At 68.9% G+C, this 20,994-nt stretch carries 16 protein-coding genes; 7 read left to right on the forward strand and 9 right to left on the reverse strand.

Annotated features, from left to right (window positions below; translation table 11 throughout):
• Together A9X00_RS12850 and A9X00_RS12855 are read right to left on the reverse strand one after the other, a co-directional pair.
• Positions 1–704, reverse strand: a 704-nt coding sequence (locus tag A9X00_RS12850) for a PE family protein (RefSeq protein WP_156772058.1), incomplete at its 3' end; no start/stop codon positions are given.
• Between the two features lie 154 nt (positions 705–858).
• A complete protein-coding gene (locus tag A9X00_RS12855) occupies positions 859–4,089 on the reverse strand; it encodes a LuxR C-terminal-related transcriptional regulator (RefSeq protein ID WP_232006791.1) in 3,231 nt (1,076 codons plus the stop codon).
• Between the two features lie 363 nt (positions 4,090–4,452).
• Here A9X00_RS12855 and A9X00_RS30770 point away from each other — a divergent pair, with 363 nt between their 5' ends.
• From A9X00_RS30770 to A9X00_RS12885, 6 genes are all read left to right on the forward strand, one after another.
• Positions 4,453–6,000 carry a PE family protein gene (locus A9X00_RS30770; protein WP_067153486.1) on the forward strand — a complete coding sequence of 516 codons (1,548 nt, stop codon included), beginning with the start codon at positions 4,453–4,455 and terminating at the stop codon, positions 5,998–6,000.
• 9 nt (positions 6,001–6,009) lie between these two features.
• Complete coding sequence (locus tag A9X00_RS12865; RefSeq protein WP_067153488.1) at positions 6,010–7,737, forward strand: PPE family protein; 1,728 nt, start codon at positions 6,010–6,012, stop codon at positions 7,735–7,737.
• Positions 7,738–7,750: 13 nt separating this feature from the next.
• Positions 7,751–9,394 (forward strand): PPE family protein, encoded by a 1,644-nt coding sequence (locus A9X00_RS12870; RefSeq protein ID WP_067153490.1) that lies wholly within the window; start codon positions 7,751–7,753, stop codon positions 9,392–9,394.
• A gap of 95 nt (positions 9,395–9,489) precedes the next feature.
• The gene (locus A9X00_RS12875; RefSeq protein WP_197515148.1) at positions 9,490–10,599 is read left to right on the forward strand and encodes a PPE family protein; all 1,110 of its coding nucleotides are present in this window, start codon (positions 9,490–9,492) and stop codon (positions 10,597–10,599) included.
• A gap of 66 nt (positions 10,600–10,665) precedes the next feature.
• Entirely contained in the window at positions 10,666–10,962 is a 297-nt protein-coding gene (locus A9X00_RS12880) for a WXG100 family type VII secretion target (RefSeq protein WP_067153507.1), read from the forward strand.
• Between the two features lie 11 nt (positions 10,963–10,973).
• The gene (locus A9X00_RS12885) at positions 10,974–11,258 is read left to right on the forward strand and encodes a WXG100 family type VII secretion target (protein ID WP_067153494.1); all 285 of its coding nucleotides are present in this window, start codon (positions 10,974–10,976) and stop codon (positions 11,256–11,258) included.
• A 64-nt stretch (positions 11,259–11,322) separates the two neighbouring features.
• Here the strand turns inward: A9X00_RS12885 and A9X00_RS12890 are convergent, their stop codons facing one another.
• From A9X00_RS12890 to A9X00_RS12920, 7 genes are all read right to left on the reverse strand, one after another.
• Positions 11,323–12,693, reverse strand: a complete 1,371-nt coding sequence (locus A9X00_RS12890; protein WP_067153509.1) for an FAD-dependent oxidoreductase — start codon at positions 12,691–12,693, stop codon at positions 11,323–11,325.
• Positions 12,694–12,805: 112 nt separating this feature from the next.
• On the reverse strand, positions 12,806–13,867 hold the full coding sequence (locus A9X00_RS12895; protein ID WP_156772059.1) for a GGDEF domain-containing protein: 1,062 nt from the start codon (positions 13,865–13,867) through the stop codon (positions 12,806–12,808).
• Between the two features lie 83 nt (positions 13,868–13,950).
• A complete protein-coding gene (locus A9X00_RS12900) occupies positions 13,951–16,572 on the reverse strand; it encodes a LuxR C-terminal-related transcriptional regulator (protein WP_067153498.1) in 2,622 nt (873 codons plus the stop codon).
• Between the two features lie 84 nt (positions 16,573–16,656).
• The gene (locus A9X00_RS12905; protein ID WP_067153500.1) at positions 16,657–17,169 is read right to left on the reverse strand and encodes a PE family protein; all 513 of its coding nucleotides are present in this window, start codon (positions 17,167–17,169) and stop codon (positions 16,657–16,659) included.
• 2 nt (positions 17,170–17,171) lie between these two features.
• Positions 17,172–17,603 carry an ester cyclase gene (locus tag A9X00_RS12910; protein ID WP_067153501.1) on the reverse strand — a complete coding sequence of 144 codons (432 nt, stop codon included), beginning with the start codon at positions 17,601–17,603 and terminating at the stop codon, positions 17,172–17,174.
• An 11-nt stretch (positions 17,604–17,614) separates the two neighbouring features.
• On the reverse strand, positions 17,615–19,036 hold the full coding sequence (locus A9X00_RS12915) for an NAD(P)/FAD-dependent oxidoreductase (protein ID WP_067153503.1): 1,422 nt from the start codon (positions 19,034–19,036) through the stop codon (positions 17,615–17,617).
• Positions 19,020–19,256, reverse strand: coding sequence for a hypothetical protein (locus A9X00_RS12920; protein WP_067153505.1), 237 nt, complete (start codon positions 19,254–19,256; stop codon positions 19,020–19,022). Before A9X00_RS12920 ends, A9X00_RS12915 begins: the two co-directional genes overlap by 17 nt.
• Before the next feature lie 89 nt (positions 19,257–19,345).
• On the opposite strand from A9X00_RS12920, the gene prpD reads away from it, so the two are divergent.
• A complete protein-coding gene (prpD, locus tag A9X00_RS12925; protein WP_067153511.1) occupies positions 19,346–20,845 on the forward strand; it encodes a 2-methylcitrate dehydratase PrpD in 1,500 nt (499 codons plus the stop codon).
• Positions 20,846–20,994 lie beyond the last annotated feature (149 nt).

A 20,994-nucleotide genomic window follows, 5' to 3' on the forward strand; every position in this document is an offset into this window, starting at 1 on the left:
CCGCCTGTCCCGGCCGCGCCCAAGAGCATGCCGGCGTTGCCGCCGGCCCCGCCGTTCCCGCCGGTCCCGACGTCCGAGTTGCCGCCGGCCCCGCCGGCGCCCCCCGAGCCGAACAGCCCCGCGGACCCGCCGTGGCCGCCGGCTCCACCGGCGCCGGCCAGGGCCAAGGGGGTTCCGCCGGCGCCGCCGGCGCCGCCGTTGCCGATCAGCCCGCCGTTTCCGCCGTTCCCGCCGGCGCCCCCGTTGGTGCCGCCGCCGATGCCGGACCCGCCGGCGCCGCCGTTGCCGATCAACCACCCGCCGTCGGTCCCGTTTTGGCCGGTGCCGGGCGCGCCGTTGGCGCCGTTGCCGATCAGCGGACGCCCGGTCGCCGCCTGGACCGGCGCGTTGACCGCGTCGAGCAGGCTCTGCAGCGGCGACACGTTGGCCGCCTCCGCGGCCGCGAACATCGCGCCGCTGGTGCTCATCGTCTGGGTGAATTGCTGATGGAACAGCGCCGCCTCGGCGCTGAGCGCCTGAAACGCCTCGGCGTGCCCGGAAAACAGGGTCGCCAACGCCGTCGACACCTCGTCGGCGCCGGCGGCCAGCACCGCGGTCGTCGGGCCCGCCGCCGCCGCGTGCGCGGCGCGGAGCGCCGACCCGATGTTCTCCACATCCGCCGCCGCGGCCGCGACCAGCCCGGGGTCCACTATCACGAACGACATCGCTTTCCTCCCGAAAGTCATCAAGCAATCGACTCAAGGATGCGAACCATCGGGGCGGCGAACGTCGGTCAAAGCTCGTAAATAGCGCGCGGCAGGGGGTCGTAGATCTGCGCGTTCGCGGTGCTTAGGCATATTTGGCTATGCCATGGGGCGCTCAGCCGCGGCCGGTCACTTCCTGGGCGAGCTGCACGCGGGAGGTGATGCCCAGTTTCGCGTACACGTGCGTGAGGTGGGTTTGCACCGTCCGCCGGGAGATGAACAGCCGGGCGGCGATCTCGTTGTTGGCCAGCCCGTCGGCGACCAGGCGCGCGACGTCGCGTTCGGTCGGGGTGAGGGAGGCCCAGCCGCTCGTCGGGCGCTTACGTTCCCCGCGGCCGCGGCGCGCGTAGGCGACGATCTCGTCGAGCGAAAGCCCGGCGCCCTCCGCCCACGCGCCGTCGAAGGCGTGCCCGCCCATCGCGTCGCGCACCGCCGCGACCGTGCGCGCGTGGCCCGCGTCGTAGACCCGGAACCGGACCGCGCCGGTCTGCCGCCGGATCGTGTCCGCGGCACCCAGGAGCCGCGCCGCGTCGCGATGACTCAGGCCGTCGGCGGCCAGCTGGCCGAGGCACTCGAGGATGTCGGGGACGGCCAGGTGCGCGCCGTATTCGGTGGCGCAGCCCAGCGCCTTGTGGGCGTCGCGCTCCGCCTGATCCGGCTCGCCCTTGGCGATCGCGACGCGCGCGCGCCGGGTCAGCGCCCGGGCCAGGTGCCAGCCCGCCGACGAGGCGACCTGGTGGTCCGCCCAGCGGCCGGCCTCGATCAGATCGCCGCGCGCCAGGGCGACCTCGGCGATCGGGTTGGCGATCGCCGCACCCAGCTCGCCCTCCGCGATCACCCGCTGCTGTGCCGCCTCGGTGGCCGCGGCCGCCGCGTCGACATCGCCGGCGGCCAGCGCCGCGGTGGCCAACACCGCGTAGCTGAATCCCTCGTTGTACGGCCACAAATCGCCCGCGGCCTCCAGCGACGCCGTGGCCGCGGCGGCGGCCGCCTGGACCTCGCCCTGGAAGGAGAGCACCAGGCTGAGGCTCAGCCGCGCGCCCCACCGGAAAAGGACGTCGTGCGCCGCGTCGGCATCGGCGGTCACCTCGTCGAACTGCTCGACGGCCTTGACCAACTCGCCCTTCATCATGTGCGCCAGGCCCAGGGTCCAGTGGCACGAGCGCGCATGGAACCGGTCGCCGATCGAGGCGGCGAGCTCGCAGCCTTCCCGGGAGGTCGCCTCCGCGGCGACCGGATCGCCCGCGTAGAACGCGCCGTTGGCCTGCCAGGTCAGGATCTGGGTCAGCCGCCATTGGTCGTCCAGCGTGCGGGCGATGCCGATGGCCTCGGCCAGGTAGGGGCGGGCCGCATCGGCGCTGTAGGAGGCGATCGCGCCGCAGGCGGTGAGCGCGCGCGCCAGCAGCGCGGGGTCGTCGATCTGGCGGGCGATCGCGACGGCCTGTTGCGCCTGCTCGAGGTTGTCGCCGATGCTGCGCGACGCGTCGAGGGCCGCCTTGTCGGCGAGGGCGCGGCCGCGCACCACGGCCGAGATCCCGCCGTCGTCCTCGGGGAGGGTGGCCTCGAGCCACGCCAGCCCTTCCTGGATGCGGCCGCGGGTCTGCCACAGCGGTTGCAGCGACGACGTCAGCTCCAGCGCCCGTTCGATGTCACCGGTTTCGCGGCTCCACGCGAACGCGGCCCGCAGGTTGTCGATCTCCATCTCGACCTGTTCGATGCGGCGCTGATGGTCGGGGTCGGCGGGGCTGTCCAGCAGGGCCGCCAGCGCCGCGTAGTAGTCGCGGTGCCGCGCGTGCACCTCGTCGGCCTCACCGGATTCGAGCAGCTTGGCCCTCGCGTAGTGGCGCACCGTGTCGAGCAGCCGGAAGCGCGTCCTGTCACCGGCGTTTTCCGCCACGACGAGGGACTTGTCCACCAGCTGGGCGAGCCGATCGAGGATCTGGACCTGCTGCGCGGGGTCGCCGTCGCCGATGACCCGCGCGGCGTCCAGGTCGAATCCGGCCGGGAAAACCGCCAGCCGGCGGAACAGGACGCGCTCCGGCTCGCTCAGCAGCTCGTGGGACCAGTCGACCGATTCACCCAGCGTCCGTTTGCGCCGCGTCCCGGGACGGACGCCGGTGACCAGCCGGAACCGGTTGCGCAGCCCGTCGAGGATCTCGGTCAGGGACATCATCCGCACCCGGGCTGCCGCCAGCTCGATCCCCAGCGGCAGGCCGTCCAGGCGCTCGCAGATCTCGCGCACCGCGGCGGTGTCGTCGACGGCGATGTCGAAGTCGGGCCGCGCCAGGCGCGCCCGGTCGACGAAGAGTTCGATCGCCTCGTCGGCGAGCGACAGCGACGGCACCCGCCAGGTCACCTCGCCGCCCACCCCGATCGGCTCGCGGCTGGTGGTCAGGATCGTCAACTGCGGACAGGCCCCCAGCAGCGCAACCGTCAGGTCGGCGCACTGGTCGATCAGGTGCTCGCAGTTGTCCAGGACGAGCAACACCTGGCGGTCGCCGAGGAACCGCACCAGCGTGTCCGTCGCCGAGCGGCCCGGCTGGTCGGGCAGGCCCAGCGCCCGAAGCGCCGCGACCGGCACAATCTCGGGGTCGGTGACCGGGGTCAGGTCGACAAACCACACGTTGCCGTCGAACTCGGCCGCCGCCTGCGCGGCCACCTGAACCGCCAGGCGGGTCTTACCGACGCCGCCGGCGCCGGCCAGGGTCACCAGCCGGTTCTCGTACAGCGCCTTGACGACGTCGTTGGTCAGGGTGACGCGACCCACGAACCGGGTCAGCTGCACTGGGAGGCCGTGCGGCACGACGCTGCCGGTGGTGCGCAGCGGCGGGAACTCGACGTCCAGGTCGGAGTGGCACAGCTGCGCCACCCGCTCGGGGCGCGGAAGGTCGCCGAGCTGATGGGTGCCGAGGTCCGTCAGCCAGGCGTCGGCCGGTAATTGGTCGACGACCAGGTCGCGGGTGATGCCCGAGAGCAGGATCTGGCCGCCGTGGGACAGCTCGCGCAGGCGGGCCGCCCGCTCGGGGGTCGAGCCGACGTAGTCGCCCGCGTCGTCCAGCTGAACCTCGCCGGTGTGCACGCCGACGCGCAGCCGGATCGGCGCCAGCGGCGCGCGCTGCAACTCCACAGCACACGCCACCGCGTCGGTCGCGTGCGCGAAAGCGGCCATGAAGCAGTCGCCGGCACCCGGCTCGATCACCAGGACGCCGTCGTGGGCGGGGACGGCCTCGGAGGCGGCGCGATCCAGCCGCACGAGCGCGGCCGTCATTTGCTCCGGCCGGGACTCCCACAGTCGCTCGGAGCCCTCGAAATCGGCGACCAGCAGGGTCACCGTTCCCGTGGGCATAAACTCTCTGACGCCAGGGTCACTCCTGTTCCATGACCGTATGCCCCCGCCCACATCAGTTTCGCTCATGCCACCCACCCAGGGTCGAATACCAACGGAAAACTGTTGAGGTCATCGAGGCCGCGGAGCGGGTCACGGCGGCCCCGCGGACGCGGGCTGCCGCTTTGCCGTAGGTGGTCCTACGACCCCGGGCCTCGCCGCATTTACGACCCCTCATGTTCTGTATCTACGCGATTCGACCGACGTTAGTTCGACGCAATCCCCCGCATATTTGACTCGTTTCCAACAGACGTCGGGGGCCGGGATCGCAATTCGCTGCGTTTTCACGCTTCGTCCGACGGCGAGCGATCGGGAGGGACGGCAATGTCGTACGTGGTAGCGGCCCCGGAGATGCTGGCGGCCGCATCGGCGGATCTGGAGGGCATCCGCTCGGCGTTGAGCGCGGCAAACGCGGCGGCGGCGGCTCCGACCTCCGCGTTGGCCGCAGCCGGTGCCGACGAGGTGTCGGCGGCGATCGCCGCCCTGTTTTCCGGGCACGCCGAGCTGTATCAGGCGCTGAGCGCCCAGGCCGCGGGCTTCCACCAGCAATTCGTCCGGGCCATGAGCGCCGGCGGGGCGATGTATGCCGAGGCCGAGGCGGCCAACGCTTCGATGATCGGTGCGCCCATGCAGGCCGCGGCGCAAAACGTGCTGGCCAACTTGGGCATCGGCAACGTCGGCGCCGGAAATGTGGGCGGGGGCAACCACGGCGACGGGAACGTGGGCAGCGGCAACACCGGCAACCAGAACCTGGGCAGCGGCAACATCGGTAACACCAACGTCGGCAACGGGAACAACGGCATCGGCAACATCGGCGACGGCAACCGCGGCAGCCAAAACCTCGGCAGCGGCAACGCCGGCAACAACAACACCGGCTTCGGGAACAACGGCATCGGCAACGTCGGCGCCGGAAACCTCGGCAACACCAACGTCGGCAACGGGAACCTGGGCAGCGGCAACATGGGCAGCGGGAACCGCGGCGACGCGAACATGGGCTTCGGGAACCGCGGCAGCAACAACGTCGGCGTCGCCAACACCGGCAACCACAACTTCGGTTTCGGCAACACGGGCAACAACGACATCGGCTTCGGGCTGACCGGCGACAACCAGATCGGTTTCGGCGCACTGAATTCCGGCAGCGGCAACATCGGCTTCGGCAACTCGGGCACCGGCAACATCGGCTTCTTCAACTCGGGCACCGGAAACGTCGGCATCTTCAACTCCGGCAACCACAGCTTCGGCTTCGAGAACTCGGGCAGCATAAACACCGGGTTCGCCAACTCGGGTCTGGCCAATACCGGCTTCCTCAACAGCGGATTCAGCAATTTCGGTGCGGGCAACGGCGGCTCGAACAACATGGGGATGTTCAACGGCGGCTCGCAGAACTTCGGGATGGGGGACTCCGGCTTCCAGAACACGGGCAGCGGCAACGCCGGCTCGCTCAACACCGGTGACTTCAACGCCGGCAACTTCAACACCGGGTGGGGGAATTCGGGCGCCAGCAACACCGGCGGCTTCGACTCGGGCAACCTGAACACCGGCTTCGGCAGCGGCATCACTCCGGCCGGGGTCAAGAACTCCGGCTTCGGCAACACCGGCCTGGACAGCTCCGGCTTCTTCAACGCGGGCGGCGACACCTCCGGCTTCCAAAACAGCGGCCTGGCCTTCGAGTCGGGCTTCCGAAACTCGGGCAACGGCAACAACGTCGGCATCGGCAACTCGGGCAGCTTCCTGGCCGGGATCGGCAACACCGGCTTCGACAACATCGGCATCGGCAACTCGAATGTCTTCAACTCGGGCATCGGCAACTCGGGCAACGACGACTCCGGCTTCTTCAACAGGCGCGACGCGCAGTCGGGCTTCTTCCAGTAAGGACTTTCCATGAATTTTTTGGTGTTGCCGCCGGAGATCAATTCGGCGCGGGTGTATCTGGGTGCGGGGCCGGGGCCGATGTTGGACGCGGCGGCGGCGTGGGAGGGTTTGGCGGGTGAGTTAGGCTCGGCGGCTTCGTCTTTCGGTTCGGTGACGTCGGGGTTGGCGGGCGCGGCGTGGCAGGGTCCGGCGGCGGTGGCGATGACGGAGGCGGCGGCGCCGTATGTGGGGTGGCTGTCGGCGGCGGCCGCGCCGGCGCAGGGGGCGGCGGGTCAGGCGCGGGCGGCGGCGTCGGCGTTTGAGGCGGCGGTGTCGGCGACGGTGCATCCGGCGGCGGTGGCGGCCAACCGTGGCGAGTTGGTGTCGTTGGTGCGGTCGAATGTGTTGGGGTTCAACGCGCCGGCGATCGCGGCGGCCGAGGCGCAGTACGAGGCGATGTGGGCCGCGGACGTGTCGGCGATGGTCGGCTATCACGGCGGCGCCTCGGCGGTGGCCGCCCAACTGACTCAGGCCGCCCTGCCGAACATCAACCTTGGCCTGGGCAACATCGGCAACCTCAACCTCGGCGGCGGAAACACCGGCAACCAGAACCTGGGTAGCGGAAACCGGGGCGATACCAACTTCGGCAGTGGAAACACCGGCAATTCGAACGTGGGTAACGGAAACTTCGGAAACCAGAACCTGGGCAGCGGCAACGTCGGCAGCACCAACCTCGGGAGCGGAAACTTCGGCAGCGGCAACGTCGGCAGCGGAAACAGCGGCAGCCAGAACACCGGAACCGGAAACCAGGGCAACGCAAACATCGGCAACGGAAACCTGGGCAGCGGCAACGTGGGCAGTGGGAACCGCGGCCAGGGCAACATTGGCTTCGGGAACCAAGGCAACAACAACGTGGGCGCCGCCAACACCGGCAGCCATGACACGGGCTTCGGCAACAGCGGCAACAACGACATCGGCTTCGGGCTCACCGGCGACAACCAGATCGGCTTCGGCGCACTGAATTCCGGCAGCGGCAACCTCGGCTTCGGCAACTCGGGCACCGGCAACATCGGCTTCTTCAACTCGGGCAACAACAACGTCGGCTTCTTCAACTCCGGGATCGGCAACTTCGGCTTCGGCAACGGCGGCGACACAAACACCGGCTTCTGGAATGGTGGCTCGGTCGACACCGGCTTCGGCAACGGTGGCGCCGAGAGCCTGGGATGGGGCAACGCCGGCCTCAACAACGTGGGTTACGGGAACGCCGGCACGTTGAACATGGGCTTCGGGAACTCCGGCGCCCTCAACACGGGCAGCGGAAACTCGGGAGCGTTTGACACCGGCGACTTCAACTCGGGATCCAACAACACGGGGTGGGCGAACTCGGGTGCGACCAACACGGGTGGCTTCAACTCGGGAAGCCTGAACACGGGCTTCGGCAGCGCGGTCACCCAGCTGGGTGTCACAAGTTCGGGCTTCGGCAACAGCTTTGGCTCCTCGGGCTTCTTCAACTCGAGCTCGAACTCGTCGGGCTTCGAGAACACCGGAGTCGCGTTCAACTCCGGCTTCGGGAACACGGGCGTCTTTGGCGCCGGCATCCAAAACTCCGGAGACTTCAACGCCGGCATCGCGAATTCCGGCTTCGAAAGCGCCGGCATCGCCAACACGAGCGACTTCGACGGGGGCATCGGCAACTCCGGTACCGAAAGTTCGGGCGTGTTCAACAAGGCAAGCGAGCAGGCCGGCTTCTTCCACTGACGGGACTGTTGTGATGAGCTTTTTTGTGTTGCCACCGGAGATCAATTCGGCGCGAGTCTATTTGGGCGCGGGGCCGGGTTCGATGTTGGAGGCGTCGTCGGCGTGGGAAGGGCTGGCGGGCGAGTTGGGTGCGGCGGCTTCGTCTTTCGGTTCGGTGACGTCGGGTTTGGCGGGGGCGGCGTGGCAGGGTCCGGCGGCGGCGGCGATGACGAGCGCGGCCGCGCCGTATGTTGGGTGGTTGTCGGCAGCGGCGGCCCGGGCACAGGGGGCGGCGGGTCAGGCGCGGGCGGCCGCGTCGGCGTTTGAGGCGGCGGTCTCGGCGACGGTGCACCCAGCCGCGGTGGCGGCCAACCGCAACCAATTCGTTTCGTTGGTGCGCTCAAACCTGTTGGGGCTCAACGCTCCGGCGATCGCGGCGGCCGAGGCGCAGTACGAACAGATGTGGGCCGCCGACGTGTCGGCGATGGTCGGCTATCACGGCGGCGCCATGGCGGTGGCCGCCCAACTGGCCCAGGCTACTTTGCCGAACATCAACCTCGGCCTGGGCAACCTCGGCAACCTCAACCTCGGCGGTGGGAACCTCGGCAACCAAAACCTGGGCGCCGGCAACGTCGGCAACACCAACGTGGGCATGGGCAACCTCGGCAACGGAAACGTGGGCAGCGGCAACTCCGGCAACAACAACTTCGGCAACGGCAATGGCGGCGCCGGAAACGTCGGCAGCGGAAACCTCGGCAACACCAACGTCGGCAGCGGAAACCTCGGCAGCGGAAACATGGGCTCGGGGAACCGCGGCAGCAACGACGTCGGCTTCGGCAACACGGGCAGCCACGACTTCGGCTTCGGCAACACCGGCAACAACGACATCGGCTTCGGGCTGACCGGCGACAACCAGGTCGGCTTCGGCGCGCTGAACTCGGGCAGCGCCAACCTCGGCTTCGGCAACTCGGGCACCGGCAACATCGGCTTCTTCAACTCGGGCAACAACAACGTCGGCTTCTTCAACTCGGGCACCGGCAATTTCGGGTTCGGCAACGCGGGCGACACCAACACCGGGTTCTGGAACTCGGGCGCCACGAACACCGGATTCGGGAATGCCGGCGAGGTCAACTTCGGCTTCGGCAACGGGGCGTCGTTCGACTTCGGCGCCGGCAACGCGGGCTCCTCCAATTTTGGCTTCGGAAATTCCGGCGGCCACAACACCGGCAGCCTCAACACGGGTGGCGACAACACCGGCGATTTAAACACCGGCATGCTGAACACCGGATGGGCGAACGCGGGCAACACCAACACGGGCGCCTTCAACACCGGCGACCTCAACACCGGCTTCTTCAGCGCGATCACCCCGGCCGGTATCACCAGCTCCGGTTTCGGTAACGCCAGCGCGGGGAGTTCAGGGTTCTTCAACGGAGGTTTCGACAACTCCGGCTTCATGAACACCGGCGCGGGCTTCAACTCCGGCTTCCACAACACCGGCGGCGGGGTCGACGCGGGCATCAACAACTCGGGCATCTTCGCCGTGGGCATCGGCAACGCGGGCGCCGACGTCACCGGCATCGGGCTCACGGGCCTGCTCTCGTCGGGCATCGCCAACCTGGGCAACTTTAGCTCCGGCGCCTTCAACCACGGCAGCTCCCAGGCCGGGTTTTTCCACTAGGACCTTGTACGAATGACGATCTACGACCCCTGGCCCCGCGAATCTACGAGCTCTGACCGACGTATTTCGGTCCACCGCTTCGCATGGTTGGGGTTGTGATGTCGGACTTTTCGTTGTTGCCACCGGAGATCAACTCGGCGCGAATGTATGCCGGCGCCGGCGCGGGCCCACTGTTCGTGGCGGCGACGGCCTGGGACGGGTTGGCCGCCGACCTGCGGTCGTCGGCGTCGTCGTTCGACTCCATCGTCTCGGCATTGGCCGGTGGCCCGTGGACGGGCCCGGCGTCGGAGGCGATGGCGAGCGCGGCGGCGCCCTACGTGTCGTGGTTGGCCGGATCGGCGGCGCAGGCCGAAGGCGCGGCGGCGCAGGCCCGGGCGGCGGCGACGGCGTTCGAGGCGGCGCAGGCGGCGACCGTGCATCCCGTCGCCGTCGCCGCCAACCGCGCGCAGCTGATGATGTTGGTGGCGACCAACTTTCTGGGCCAGAACTTCCCGGCGATCGCGGCCACGGAGTTCCACTACATGGAGATGTGGGCCCAGGACGTCGCCGCGATGGCCGGTTACCACGCCGGAGCGATGTCGGTGGCGTCGTCGCTGACGCCGTTCGCGGCGCTGCCGGCCGACGTGGCTGGAATGGCGGCGCAGGGCGGCGGGGCGGCCGATCCCCTCTCGGCCTTGGTGGCCGCGCTGCAATCGCTGGTTTCCGGGGCGCCCCAGTCGCTGTCGTCGCTGGCCCAGGTCGCGACGTTGCCCGTCAGCATGCTGATGTCGCCGATCATGTCGCTCGCCCAAGGGGCGAACGCCGGCACGGCGGGATTGGCCAACGCCGCGGCGGTGGGGGCCGACGCCCCGAAGTTCGTCGGCAGCACCGCACCGGCGACGACGCCGCTCGGCGGCGGGGGACCGGGTTCTCCCATCGCGGCGGGTTTGGGCAAGGCCCGACTGGTGGGGTCGGTGTCGGTGCCCCCGACGTGGCAGGGGTCGCTGCCGGCGCGGATGGTCAGCGCGGCGATGTCCGGGTTGGGCGGCGAAATGCCCGGCGGCGCCGGGGGAGTCGGTGCGGCGGCGGGCGGCATGCCGATGATGCCGATGCCGATGGGCGGCATGGGCGGCGGAGCGGCGGGCGGGATGTTGGGCCGCGGCGGGGCCAGTCCGCATGTGGTGCAGTCGCGCCCCAGCGTGGTGCCGCGGGTCGGGGTCGGATAGGGCGGGGGTGATCCACTTCTACCAACCATGTTCGGCAACAAGAACTTTCATGAAAGGAGCAAAGTGATGACTACTCGGTTTATGACCGATCCGTACGCGATGCGGGAAATGGCGAGCCGTTTCTCGGTGCATGCCCAGACGGTCGAGGACGAGGCGCGACGCATGTGGGCGTCGTCGCAAAACATTTCGGGCGCCGGCTGGAGTGGCGCGGCCCAGGCGGCGTCCTACGACACGATGGGACAAATGAATCAGGCGTTCCGCAACATCGTGAACATGCTGCAGGGCGTGCGCGACGGGCTGGTCCGGGACGCCAACAACTACGAGCAGCAAGAGCAGGCTTCGCAGCAAGCGTTGAGCAGCTAGGAGATTTGGCAATGACGATCAACTACCAATTTGGTGACGTCGACTCGCACGGAGCCCTGATCCGGGCCCAGGCGGCGTCGCTGGAGGCCGAACACCAGGCGATCGTGCGAGACGTGTTGGCGGCGGGGGATTTCTGGGGCGGCGCCGGGTCGGTGGCCTGCCAGGAATTCATCACGCAGTTGGGCCGCAACTTCCAGGTGATCTACGAGCAGGCCAATTCCCACGGCGCCAAGGTTCAGTCCGCGGGCAGCAACATGGCCAGCACCGATTCGGCCGTGGGCTCCGGCTGGGCCTGACCGATGCCCCCCAGGCGCGGGTAGCACAGCGGCGTGCTGCCCGCGCCCTGGGCATGTCAACCGGCTAAGTGACTGCGGCCGCGGCCGTTTCGGTCGCCATCACCTCGGCCGCGGCGCGCTCGCCCGAGCGGACCGCGCCGTCTATCCACCCGCACATGATCGCCGAGCTCTCCGTGCCGGCCCAGTGCACGCGACCGCAGGGCTCCCGCAGGGTGTACCCGAATTCGGTCAGCACGCCGGTCGGGGCGTGGCCGATCATGCCGCCACCGGAGTAGCGCTCGGTGGTCCAGTTCTGCTCGTGGAATTCCAGCGGCGATTTGGCCTTGCCGCCGAACCGATCGACCACTTCGGCGATGACCGCCGCCCTCCGATCGGCCTCGTCCATTGTTGTCAGCCGACGCGCGGCCGGCCCCTCCGTGATCACGCACATGATCCCGAGGTCCGCGGTGTCGGTGCAGGCGTCGATGGTGAGCGTGGCCGGTGACCCCGGCGCGGCCGACTGCCCGCACAACCCGTCCGCCCGCCAGAACGGCTCGTCGTAGATCATCGAGATCTTGATGACGGCGCCACTTGGCATGCGCTGGTGCAGAAATGCCCGATCCACCGGCAACATCGGCTCGTACACAATCGAACTGGCGATGGCGAGCGGGATCGCGACAATGACCCGCCGCGCCCGCACCGTCAAGCCGTCCGCGGCGACCGTCACACCGTCGGCGTCCTGGGTGATCTGTCGGACGGGACGCGAAAGGTGCAGTGCCTCACCAAGTTCGGCGACGATCTGCCGGTAGATGGCGCCCATCCCCCCGATGGGCCGGGCGTCCTGGGCGCCGCCCTTGCCCGAGATGACGAAGGTGGGCCCGCCGCCCGACCCCATCTGGTGCAGCGCCCACAGCAGCGACGTCTCCGACCCGGCCGAGGTGTACACACCGGACAACGCCATGTCCAGCATCTCGCGGGCCTGCCTGGACATGGTGTTCTTGTCGATCCATTCCCCCAGGCTGATGCGGTCCCACTCGGCGGCGTTCTTCGCCTCCCACGGCGCTTCGTGCGGCACCGATTTGCACATGTTCTCGATCGAGAGCAAACCGACGCCGAGGTTGGCCACCGCCCATGGGCTCATCGACCAGGGGATGGTGCCGCCGTAGCGGTGCTTCTTGCCCTCGACGATCATCATCGCGTCGCCGTCGTTGTGCTGCTTGTATTCGGGCACGCCGAATTCGTCCATCATCGCGTGGATGCGATCCTGGCCCGGCCCGACCCAGGCGCCGCCGCGGTCGATCCAGGTGCCGTCGTCGCGAGTGACCGTGAACGTGCGACCGCCGACCCGGTCACGCGCCTCCAGCAAGGCCACCGAGCGACCGGCCTGCTTCAGCCGCAGGGCGGCCGTCAAGCCCGCGAACCCGGCCCCGACCACGCAGTAATCAACGTCTGACACGACTGGCTCCTTCACCTGGCCCGCCCCAGCAGCAAACTACACCGAACACGGTGCCGGCAGGAGCGTGTTCACCCCGATTTCTCGGGCGCTTCAAATCCCTTGACGCGACGGGTCAGAGGTGATGGGCCTGATTGCCGCCGCGGCGTTTGGCGGTGTACATCGCGCTGTCCGCGACATCGATGAGTTTTTCGATGAGCCCGGGAATGTCGGAGGTGCCCATCGGGGACAATTCGGCGGTGGCCGTACCGATGCTGGCGGTCAGCCCCTGCGGAAGGGCGGCGATGGCAGCGCCCAATCCCGCCGAGATCGCCTCGGCGTCCGGCGATGGGCCGATGGCGGCGATCAGGAACTCTTCGCCGCCCGCGCGGCACAGCACCGCCGTCGGCGCCGCTTGCTGCTGCAGCACCTCGGCGACGGCGACCAGTGCGCGGTCACCCGCGGCGTGGCCGAGGGTGTCGTTGATGCGTTTGAACGCATCCAGGTCGACCATGGTGATGGTCAGATGGGTATCGTCGGCGCGCGGCTCGCGCAGTCTGCGGGTGAGAGCCGCGATGAACGCTCGGCGGTTGAACAGCCCGGTCAGCGCGTCTTCGTCGGCGAGCTCGGCGTAGGTCCCGATGGCCCGCGACATCCCGCGCATCGCCACCGGGAACGACACGTTGAGCATTGCGATCACCCAAAACGCGGCGAGCCCGGTTCCGACGTCGACCTCGTGGGCCAGGTGCGCCGCGGTCGCGACGGTGACGATGCCCGCCAGGGTGGCGCTGAACGCCAGAAATTTATTGTTGTGGAAAAGGGCGACATACCCGCTGTTCGTTGCCATGGCGCAGCAGCCGACGGCCGCCAGGGCCGCGGTCGGCTGGGTCAGGCTCCACCCCGCGATGCACGTCGCGGCGATAACTCCGAAAACCTCCGATTGCACCCGGGTCGGCCAGCGCGTCAACCAGTAGACGCTCACCGCCACGACGAAGACCGCGGCGCCGGCGTCGACGAGCACGACCTCGGCCGTCGGGCGACGCGTGCTGAGCATGGTGGCCACCGGTACCAGCGCCGATATCGAGGAGATGACAGCCAGCGTCACCTGTGCCGCGCGAAGCAGTCCGCGCTCGCGCAAGGTAGCCGTGATCCAGTCGAAGTGATCGGGCTCGCCGAGCCACGACTTGAACCGGGACACGCTGCGCACCTCCCTTCATGGGATAGCTCAGCACCAAACCGCGGCCGGCGTTGCAAATCTGACGAAACGGCGGCCCCAACCCGTCAACCCGATCGATCGTGGCGCAACAATGCCGCGAGTTCGTCGCGGCTGGTGGCGCCCGTTTTGGCCATGGCCCGATAGATATGGCCCTCGACCGTACGCACGGATAGCGTCAGCCGCTCGGCCACCGCTCGGCTGGACAGTCCGGAGCCGAGCAACGTCACGATCTCGCGCTCCCGATCGGTGAAGGGCAACCGTTCGGTGGCCTGGCGCTGCGCCGGAGTGCTGGCGCCGCCGCACTTTTCGGCCAGCGCGTCCGCTCGAGCCGAGCACTTCAACGCCGAGCCCCGCAACTCGGCGCGGCGATAGGCGATGGCCGCGTGCGCGGCCGCATCAACCGCGGCGACCAAGTCCCCGATCTCCTCGAAGTGCGATGACACCGCTTCCAATTCGGCCCCGTCGCCGGCGTGCAGGGCGGCCGCGAACCGCGCCGCGATGCCGGCGCGCGGACCTTCCACGAGGGTTTCCAACTCTCGCAGTCGGGGCGCGCACCGGGTGTCACCGAACTGGGTGGCCGCCTGCAGGCACAGCACTTCCGCGGCGAATTGTCCGTTGGCACGGGCTGTTTCGGCCGCCGACCCGGCGATGCCGATCGCCGCACTGACCGCACCTTGACACGCCGCCACCCAGGCCTTGGCGATGCCGTGCTCGTAGTCCAAGTACAGCCAGCTGGGATGGCGGTGTTGCTCCAGCGTGGCGAGCGCGGCGGCGGCCTCGTCGTCAAGCCCTCGAATGGCCAGCGCGGTGACGATCGGCAACCGATACCGGTAGGTGAAGCCGTTCTGCTCGCCGACGGCGACCAAGGTGTCGACGACCGGCGGCAACAGCGCGGTCGCCTCGTCGAGGCGACCGGCGCCGAGGGCGGCGCGGCCCACCAACGCGGTGCTGATCAGCGACGCGGCGCCCGGCAGGCTGGCGGCCTCCTGACGCAGGTGCTCGGCCAGGCACACTGCCTCGTTTATCCGACCGGCCAGCAGAAGTGCGCCCAGGTGGGCATCGGCGATCACGAACCGCATGTGGGCGGCGTCGAACGCGCGGACCGCGATGGTGTAGGCGCGCTCCGCGGCGGCCACCGCCTCGGAGCCGCGGCCGAGGTCGCCGGCGGCTGCGACGATCCCCCAGCTCGCCACTGCCCCGACGACCGCGGGCAGAAGGTCGATCTCGAGTTCCCGCGCCGATGCCATGGCGGTGTCCGGTCGCCCCATCGCCGCCCAGTACATGGTCGCGAACGCGTTGAGACTTCCCTGGGCGCGCGGCGAGGTATCGGCCATGGCGTCGTCGATGTGCCGCTTGGCGGCGTCGCCGTCCGCCAGTGACCACAACATGTTCACCGCGCGCAGGCACGCGCGGCGAGGCTGGTTCACATCATCGAGCTGTGTCGGCGGAATTTCGGCGAGCACATCGTCGGCTTCTTGGCCGCGGCTCAGCCATGAAAGTGCATGCGCCCGAACGAAGTTCGCTTCAGCACCCGCGCCGGAGCGGATGGCGGCCTCCGCCAGTCGGTCCGCCAGCGGCAGGTCGGCGAGCCATACGGCGCCCTGCGCCGCGCGGAGCAGCAGATCGGCGTCGGGTGTCAGATCGGAGTCCAGGCTCAACGCCGCGCGCCGCACCACGGTTCGCATGTCATCGCACCGCTCCGATGAACCGAGTTCGGCGGCGACGAGCCCGCGCAAGCGGCGAAGCCTCGTCGGAGCGGTGCGTTGCCTGCGCACCTCGGCGTAGAGGGGATGGGCGAGGCGCACCTCCGTCCGGTCTTCCACGGTTTCCAGGGTGACGAGGCTGCGCAGGTCGGCCTCCTCGACCGCCGCCGCATTGGTGATTCGCGCCAGTGACCCCAACTCGATTGGTTCACCGACGGCGAGCAGGTCGACGACGTCGCCGACCGCGGGCGGGACCGCGCCGATCCGAGAATCGACCAACTCGAGCAGGCTCGGCGGCAGCACCGGTTCGCCGGTCCACTGCCAGCAGCCACGATCGGCCACGAGCCGGCCGTCGGCGAATTCTCGCTCGACGATGTTGCGCAGATACAACGGGTTACCGCGGGTCAGCCGCCACAACCATTCGGCCGCATGCGGATCCAGCGGACCGTCGAGGACGGTCGACACCAGTGTCGTCGTCTCATCCGCAGACAACGGCTGGACGTCGAGTCGGTCGAACGCGCTTCCCGTCCACAGTTCCCGCGTCGCCGGGGGGATTGGTTCTCCACTGCGGGCCGTGAGGACGAGTTTCGCGCCGGCCCGCTGGACGATCTGCTGCAGCGCGAAGGTCGACAGGTCATCGAGCAGATGCGCGTCGTCGACACCGATGACCACCGGGGCGCCGTCCGGGGAGGCGGTGAGCTCCTCGATCACCGCGCGTACCAGTTGGAGGCTGTCAACCCCGGCCGGTGTGGTCCACGAGGAGAGTGCGCCGAAGGGCAATAGCCGGCCCGCGGTGGTGCCCACGACCCAACGGACGACGCAGCCTTGCGAAGCGGCCAGTGCGAGCGCCTCCCGGGCGACTCGGCTCTTGCCGACGCCCGCCGCGCCGCACACGAGGATGCCAGCGGAGTCGGAATCCGCAATCGCGGTCCCGATGCTCCGTAACTCCTCCGTGCGCCCAGTTAGGGGCCACGACAAACGCATCGGGACAGCATAGGAACACCCGGGCAAGGCTGCGGCAAATTTCAACCATTCGCTTTAAAACTGGTGAGGAGGCGCCCCGCAGTGTCACAAACCGATCAAACCGAGAAGATAGGTAAACCCCGCCCCATTGAGTAGCTGCAGTATCAGGACGGCCGCCACGATTATCGCGATAATCGCTATGAACGCGACAACCGCCAAAACGGGCGTCAATGCGGTGACGAACGCACCTCGAAAGGTGGCGACCGTATTGAGTAGCTGGCTCCCGACGGTGCCGATCGAACCCGCAATATCGCCGAGTGGCTGCAGCAACGCGGTGTTGGCGGCCTCGGCGCCGCCATACGCGCCCGCGCCCGCGGTCAGGTGCTGCGCAAATTGCTCCTGAAAGTCCGCCGCCTTCCCGGCCAGCCGTTGGTAGTCCTCGGCGTACCGGGAGAACAGGTGCGCGACACCCGTCGAGATTTCGTCCGCGGCGGCCGGCAGCACCGCCAGCGTCGGGGGCGCCGCCATCAGGTGCGCGGCGTTGAGATTCGAAGTGATCGTTGCCAAATCCGTTGCGGCCGAGGTCATTATTCCGGGTACTGCGATAACGCTCGACATCTCTATCCTCCGAGCACACCGATCTGCGTCAGCACCGCAGCGAAGTCCATGTAGACCTTCTCGCACAGGAGCTTGTCGCCGTCGAACTCGAAAATTCCGGCGATCGGAACCTCCACCCGGCGTCCTGTAGCCGGGATGCCCGCCCATTCTCCGAGATGGGTACCGGTGATAACCGTCTCGCCGAATACGGCATCGTCGGCATGGCGCAGCTTGCCGACCTCGGCGTGCAGATCCGGAAACGCGCTCATCAAGCCCTGCAGCAATTCTCGAACGGCGGACTCGCCATCGCTGAGTTGGCCGTTCACCTCGTAGCGCGGACGATGGAATGTGGCGATAGTTGCCTCGACGTCGTGCCGGTTCTCGGCCTCGGCGTGCCGCATGATGATTTCCTCGCGGCGCTGACGAACGCTCGTGACGTCGTCTATCGCGGTCATGGTGGCGCTCCTTATTCCTGGATACTTGCGTACGGGGTACCGGTGCTGTCGACAACAGCATGTTCGGACCGCGAATGTCGTTGCCTGTCACGCCGATTGACGGCGCCCACCCGGTACAGGAACGACGGGCGAAGCAGGCGGGTCGGGGGATCGAGGAGCCCGGTGACCCTGAAGAACTGGGTGCCGATCACCGTGTCGGACTCGGATGCGGCCAGCACGCGATCCACGAGCCGATTCGCAACGCGCATCGACGGCGTCCGTCGCCCTTGGACTTCGGGGAAGGCAAGGTCGGAAGCGGCTCCGGTCCGCCACGCCACACCGATTGTCTTGGCCGTGGCACGAAAGTACCGGCGGGGCAAGTCCGTAACGCCGCGGCGCAGGCAGTCCCGCAGCGCCACGGCGTCCAGCGCCGCCACCGACATGCCCTGCCCATAGATCGGATTGAAGCTGCAGATCGCGTCACCGCAGGCCAGCAGGCCGTCGGGCAGCCGCCGCATTTTGTCGTAGCGCCGCCACTGGCTGGACGGCATCCGATGCTGCACCACCGGCCCGAGCGGTTCGCCGGCGCGCACCGCCGCCAGCAAGTGAGCCGGGCCGTAACCTTCGGCGTACGCCAACATCCCGGGCAGGTCACGCGGCGGCTCATGTCCGGCCAGCGCGTAGACCGTGAATATCCAGGTGTCGCGCTCGTAGCCGACCAAGAACATGCCCTTCGGCCGGCCGGGCGCGGGGCTGATCAGGGCCAACTTTTCCGTCAGGGTGCCGGGCGGGATCCGCAGCGGCTGGCTGGCGTACGTCGTGTGCATGGTGATGTGGTCCTCGGCCGGGCGCCCGTAGCCAAGTTTCTCGAGCAGGGCAGGCGTGTGGGCACCGCGGCCCATCGCGTCGACGACGAGATCCGCCGCCAACTCCCGTGGTGGGGTGCCGGCCACGCGGTTCGCCACCCGCACTCCGGTGATGCGACTCCGGTCGGAAGTCGACGTCAACGCCGTGACGTCGTGGCCGTCATGGATCCTCACGTTGCCAAGCCGCTGTAGGCGCCGCCGAACGTGGCACTCGAGGAGCGGCCGGCTAGGCATGTACAGCGCCATTTCGGTGTAGTCCCCGGCTACCACGCCCGACGGCAACACCCGGTAGCCGTTGTAGCAGAAGTACCCCTTGGACAGGTCCCCGTCGTCCCAGACGGGCGCGCCGGCGGCAAGCAGCTCGCCGAGGAGCCCGGGGAAGAGCTCGTCGAGGATGCGAGCGCCGCGCGGCAACAGCGCGTGAACGTGCCGACCCTGCGGCACCCCCCGCCTGTTGACGGGATCGTCGGACAGCTCGTCGCGCTCGAACACCGTCACGGTGTCGAAGAAATCGGCCAGCACCCTCGCGGCGAGCAGCCCGCCCATGCTCGCCCCCAAAACGACCGCGCGCTCACCCAATACCGGCATTGCGAATCCCTTCGTCGACTTCAGGCTCGCGTTGCTGCTGCAGCGCGGTGAGTTTCTGTTCGGCGATCCGGTAGAAGCCGTCCAGGGACGAGTCCTCGACACCGACGTATTCGGCGATCACCTTGTGCGCCACGCCGGCCTCGCGCAGTCGCAGTGCCAGCGAGTACGGCATCGGCAATCGACGCAGCGCGGCTTCGCGCTCGCTGAGATCATCGGTCACCCGATCAGCATCCGGCGGTGCGACCGATCGGGATTGAGTAGCGGCATACTCCATTTGTCGTGGGCTGCGGCGTCACGTACTCATTGGTCATGCTGGTGCACACGGTCCGGGCGCGGCGCAGCGCCGACGACTTCCCGCGCGGGGAGCACCTGGCCGCCAAGATCGCACAGGTCGCGGCCGACCCGGTGCCCGTCGAGCCGGAAACGGCGGAGATGGTGGCCAACCGGATCATCGACAACGCTGCCGTCAGCGCCGCGGCCGTGCTGCGCCGGCCCGTCACCGTGGCCCGTCGACAGGCGCTGGCGCATCGCGCCGAACGGGGCGCGCGGGTCTTCGGCGTCGAGGGTGCGTATTCGGCGGAATGGGCGGCCTGGGCCAACGGCGTCGCGGTGCGCGAGCTCGACTTCCACGACACGTTTCTGGCCGCGGAGTACTCGCACCCCGGCGACACCATCCCCCCGCTTGTCGCGGTGGCGCAACAGCTCGGCGTGGGCGGGGCCGACCTGATCCGCGGCGTGGCCACCGCCTACGAGGTCCAGATCGACCTGGCCCGCGGAATCTGCCTGCACGAGCACAAGATTGACCACGTCGCGCATCTCGGGCCCGCGGTGGCCGCCGGCCTCGGCACCCTGCTGCGGCTCGACACCGAAACCATCTACCACGCGATCGGGCAGGCGCTGCACCTGACCACCAGCACCCGCCAATCGCGCAAGGGCTTCATCTCCAGCTGGAAGGCGTTCGCGCCGGCGCACGCCGGGAAGGTCGCCATCGAGGCGGTCGACCGCGCAATGCGTGGCGAGCGGTCGCCGGCCCCGATCTGGGAGGGCGAGGACGGGGTGATCGCCCGGCTGCTGGGCGGGTTCGAGCGCGAATATCGGGTGCCGTTGCCCGCCCCCGGGGAGCCCAAGCGCGCCATCCTGGACAGCTACACCAAGGAGCACTCGGCGGAGTACCACAGCCAGGCGCCGATCGACCTGGCCCGGCGGCTGGGCCCGCGCATCGGCGACCTCGACCAGGTCGCGGCGATCGTCCTGCACACCAGCCACCACACCCACGTGGTGATCGGGACGGGATCCGGCGATCCCCAGAAGTTCGACCCCGACGCGTCACGGGAGACGCTGGATCACTCGCTGCCCTACATCTTTGCCGTCGCGCTGCAGGACGGCGCGTGGCACCACGAGCGCTCCTACGCCCCGGAACGGTCCCACCGGCGCGGCACCGTCGAGCTGTGGCGAAAGATCTCCACCGTCGAGGACCCGGAATGGACCCGCCGCTACCACTCGACCGACCCGGCCGAGCAGGCGTTCGGGGCCCGCGCGGAGGTGACGCTCAAGAGTGGCGAGGTGATCTGCGACGAGCTGGCCGTCGCCGACGCCCACCCGTTCGGCGCCCGGCCGTTTCGGCGCCCGCAGTACGTGGGCAAGTTCACCGAGCTCGCCGACGGGATCGTCGATCCGGCCGAGCAGCGCAGGTTCCTGTCGGCCGTCGAATCGCTGGCCGACCTGCAGGCTGTCGACGCGCTGAACGTGGTGGTCGATCCCCGGCTGCTGGACGCCGCGCCGGTCATTCCGCCGGGCATTTTCGACTGAATTGCCGTGTGAATCCACGGCTTTGAGTGTTAGTCCTGTGCGGGGATTTGGCGGATTTACCGCCCCCGGCACACACTCAAAGCCGTGGGTTCACACTGAAGCGAGGCGGATCAGGGCGTGGACGGCCCGCCGTACTGCCACACCAGAGA

It is taken from the genome of Mycobacterium sp. 1245805.9, assembly GCF_001672915.1.
Lineage (GTDB): Bacteria > Actinomycetota > Actinomycetes > Mycobacteriales > Mycobacteriaceae > Mycobacterium.

Excerpts from the sequence above, each read along its gene's own strand:
- A9X00_RS12855 (WP_232006791.1), bottom strand. The coding sequence starts at position 4,089 with ATGCCCACGGGAACGGTGACCCTGCTGGTCGCCGATTTCGAGGGCTCC.
- A9X00_RS30770 (WP_067153486.1), top strand. The coding sequence starts at position 4,453 with ATGTCGTACGTGGTAGCGGCCCCGGAGATGCTGGCGGCCGCATCGGCG.
- A9X00_RS12865 (WP_067153488.1), top strand. The coding sequence starts at position 6,010 with ATGAATTTTTTGGTGTTGCCGCCGGAGATCAATTCGGCGCGGGTGTAT.
- A9X00_RS12870 (WP_067153490.1), top strand. The coding sequence starts at position 7,751 with ATGAGCTTTTTTGTGTTGCCACCGGAGATCAATTCGGCGCGAGTCTAT.
- A9X00_RS12880 (WP_067153507.1), top strand. The coding sequence starts at position 10,666 with ATGACTACTCGGTTTATGACCGATCCGTACGCGATGCGGGAAATGGCG.
- A9X00_RS12885 (WP_067153494.1), top strand. The coding sequence starts at position 10,974 with ATGACGATCAACTACCAATTTGGTGACGTCGACTCGCACGGAGCCCTG.
- A9X00_RS12900 (WP_067153498.1), bottom strand. The coding sequence starts at position 16,572 with ATGCGTTTGTCGTGGCCCCTAACTGGGCGCACGGAGGAGTTACGGAGC.
- A9X00_RS12905 (WP_067153500.1), bottom strand. The coding sequence starts at position 17,169 with ATGTCGAGCGTTATCGCAGTACCCGGAATAATGACCTCGGCCGCAACG.
- A9X00_RS12910 (WP_067153501.1), bottom strand. The coding sequence starts at position 17,603 with ATGACCGCGATAGACGACGTCACGAGCGTTCGTCAGCGCCGCGAGGAA.
- A9X00_RS12915 (WP_067153503.1), bottom strand. The coding sequence starts at position 19,036 with ATGCCGGTATTGGGTGAGCGCGCGGTCGTTTTGGGGGCGAGCATGGGC.
- prpD (WP_067153511.1), top strand. The coding sequence starts at position 19,346 with ATGCTGGTGCACACGGTCCGGGCGCGGCGCAGCGCCGACGACTTCCCG.